This window comes from Rheinheimera soli, from assembly GCF_021290985.1.
GTDB classification, from domain to species: domain Bacteria; phylum Pseudomonadota; class Gammaproteobacteria; order Enterobacterales; family Alteromonadaceae; genus Pararheinheimera; species Pararheinheimera soli.
Genome location: NZ_JAJOYU010000065.1, coordinates 1 through 3,363, shown reverse-complemented (window position 1 = coordinate 3,363; position 3,363 = coordinate 1). Strand labels below are relative to the sequence as shown.

1 tRNA gene and 2 rRNA genes are annotated in these 3,363 nt (G+C 50.4%); all 3 read right to left on the bottom strand.

The features are described 5' to 3' along the window. Positions 1-11: 11 nt before the first annotated feature. Positions 12-126, bottom strand: a 5S ribosomal RNA gene (rrf, locus tag LSG37_RS20905). A gap of 79 nt (positions 127-205) precedes the next feature. Continuing rightward, positions 206-3,088 (bottom strand): 23S ribosomal RNA (locus LSG37_RS20900). A 198-nt stretch (positions 3,089-3,286) separates the two neighbouring features. Then, positions 3,287-3,362 (bottom strand) — tRNA-Ala (locus LSG37_RS20895). Position 3,363: the final 1 nt, after the last annotated feature.

The following is a 3,363-nucleotide window of genomic DNA, read 5'->3' as shown; positions in this document are numbered from 1 at the left end:
GTTAATTGGGAGCCTGGCGGTGAACTACTCTCGCATGGCATCTGCCACACTACCATCGTCGCGGCTGCGTTTCACTTCTGAGTTCGGAATGGAGTCAGGTGGTTCCACAGCGCTATTGCCACCAGGCAAAAACTGTTTTTATGTCTTTAACAAGCAAGCTAGATAGAATTCTTTATCACACCCACACAAACACCTTGGGCGTTGTATGGTTAAGCCTCTCGGGCAATTAGTATGAGTTAGCTTAACACATCACTGCGCTTCCACACCTCACCTATCAACGTTGTGGTCTCCAACGACCCTTATGTGTACTCAAGGTACAAGGGATGACTCATCTCTTGGCCGGCTTCCCGCTTAGATGCTTTCAGCGGTTATCCGTTCCGAACGTAGCTACCGGGCAGTGCCATTGGCATGACAACCCGAACACCAGCGGTTCGTTCATTCCGGTCCTCTCGTACTAGGAACAACTCCAATCAATCATCCAACGCCCACGGCAGATAGGGACCGAACTGTCTCACGACGTTCTAAACCCAGCTCGCGTACCACTTTAAATGGCGAACAGCCATACCCTTGGGACCGACTTCAGCCCCAGGATGTGATGAGCCGACATCGAGGTGCCAAACACCGCCGTCGATATGAACTCTTGGGCGGTATCAGCCTGTTATCCCCGGAGTACCTTTTATCCGTTGAGCGATGGCCCTTCCATACAGAACCACCGGATCACTAAGACCTACTTTCGTACCTGCTCGACGTGTCTGTCTCGCAGTTAAGCTGGCTTCTGCCTTTGCACTAACCGTACGATGTCCGACCGTACTTAGCCAACCTTCGTGCTCCTCCGTTACTCTTTAGGAGGAGACCGCCCCAGTCAAACTACCCACCAGACACTGTCCGCAATCCCGATCAGGGACCTACGTTAGAACATCAAACATACAAGGGTGGTATTTCAAGGACGACTCCATCACGACTGGCGTCGCAACTTCAAAGTCTCCCACCTATCCTACACATGTAGGGTCAATGTTCAGTGCCAAGCTATAGTAAAGGTTCACGGGGTCTTTCCGTCTAGCCGCGGGTATACGGCATCTTCACCGCAATTTCAATTTCACTGAGTCTCTGGTGGAGACAGCCTGGCCATCATTACACCATTCGTGCAGGTCGGAACTTACCCGACAAGGAATTTCGCTACCTTAGGACCGTTATAGTTACGGCCGCCGTTTACCGGGGCTTCGATCAAGAGCTTCGCTTGCGCTAACCCCATCAATTAACCTTCCGGCACCGGGCAGGTGTCACACCCTATACGTCCTCTTACGAGTTTGCAGAGTGCTGTGTTTTTAATAAACAGTTGCAGCCAGCTGGTCACTGCGACTCTCATAGGCTTACGGAGCAAGTCCTTCACCCACAAGAGCGTACCTTCTCCCGAAGTTACGGTACTATTTTGCCTAGTTCCTTCACCAGAGTTCTCTCAAGCGCCTTGGTATGCTCTACCTGACCACCTGTGTCGGTTTCGAGTACGGTCGACAATACCTGAAGCTTAGAGGATTTTCCTGGAAGCGTAGCGTCAACAGCTTCACCACCGTAGTGGCTCGTCTCGTGTCTCAGAATATAGGGAACCGGATTTGCCTAATCCCCCTTCCTACGCACTTTCACATGGACTACCAACGCCATGCCTGCCTAGCTTTCTCCGTCCCCCCATCGCAGTATTGTCGGTACGGGAATATTAACCCGTTTCCCATCGACTACGCATTTCTGCCTCGCCTTAGGGGCCGACTTACCCTACCCTGATTAGCATGGGATAGGAACCCTTGGTCTTCCGGCGGGGAAGTTTTTCACTCCCCTTATCGTTACTTATGTCAGCATTCGCACTTCTGATACCTCCAGCACCCCTCACGAGATACCTTCAACGGCTTACAGAACGCTCCTCTACCACTTGCACATAGTGCAAGTCCACAGCTTCGGTGCATGGTTTAGCCCCGTTACATCTTCCGCGCAGACCGACTCGACTAGTGAGCTATTACGCTTTCTTTAAAGGGTGGCTGCTTCTAAGCCAACCTCCTAGCTGTCTATGCCTTTCCACATCGTTTTCCACTTAACCATGACTTTGGGACCTTAGCTGGTGGTCTGGGTTGTTTCCCTTTTCACGGCGGACGTTAGCACCCGTCGTGTGTCTCCCGAGTAGTACTCATTGGTATTCGGAGTTTGCAAAGGGTTGGTAAGTCGGGATGACCCCCTAGCCTTAACAGTGCTCTACCCCCAATGGTATTCGCTCGAGGCGCTACCTAAATAGCTTTCGAGGAGAACCAGATATCTCCGAGCTTGATTAGCCTTTCACTCCGATCCACAAGTCATCCCCAAATTTTTCAACATTTGTGGGTTCGGTCCTCCAGTTAGTGTTACCCAACCTTCAACCTGCTCATGGATAGATCGCCCGGTTTCGGGTCTACACCCTGCAACTATTCGCCCAGTTAAGACTCGGTTTCCCTACGGCTCCCCTATTCGGTTAACCTCGCTACAGAATGTAAGTCGCTGACCCATTATACAAAAGGTACGCAGTCACCCCACGAAGGGGCTCCCACTGCTTGTACGTACACGGTTTCAGGTTCTATTTCACTCCCCTAACAGGGGTTCTTTTCGCCTTTCCCTCACGGTACTGGTTCACTATCGGTCAGTCAGGAGTATTTAGCCTTGGAGGATGGTCCCCCCATGTTCAAACAGGATACCACGTGTCCCGTCCTACTCGTTTTCATTGATAAAGCTTTTTCGTGTACGGGGCTATCACCCTGTATCGCCGCACTTTCCAGAGCGTTCCACTAACTCTTTATCAACTTAAGGGCTAGCCCCCGTTCGCTCGCCGCTACTAAGGGGATCTCGGTTGATTTCTTTTCCTCGGGGTACTTAGATGTTTCAGTTCTCCCGGTTCGCCTCGTATGACTATGTATTCATCATACGATACCTGATAAATCAGGTGGGTTTCCCCATTCGGACATCTGTGAGTCTAACGTCTCTTACCGACTTCTCACAGCTTTTCGCAGGTTAGCACGTCCTTCATCGCCTCTGACTGCCAAGGCATCCACCGTGTACGCTTAGTCACTTAACCATACAACCCCAAAATGTCTGGAATCGTAGGTGTGATAAGGTTCACAAATAAATATTGTTACCTTGTTTTCTTTCTATCAGCTTGCCAATTTGTTAAAGAGCACTTCGAGCATAAAGCTCAAAGAGAAATACTTCATCACGAAGAACTTGTCTTTGAGTTTTCAAACAGTAATTTACTTTCAGAATCAATCTTGAGTAATGGTGGAGTTAAGCGGGATCGAACCGCTGACCTCCTGCGTGCAAGGCAGGCGCTCTCCCAGCTGAGCTATAACCCCA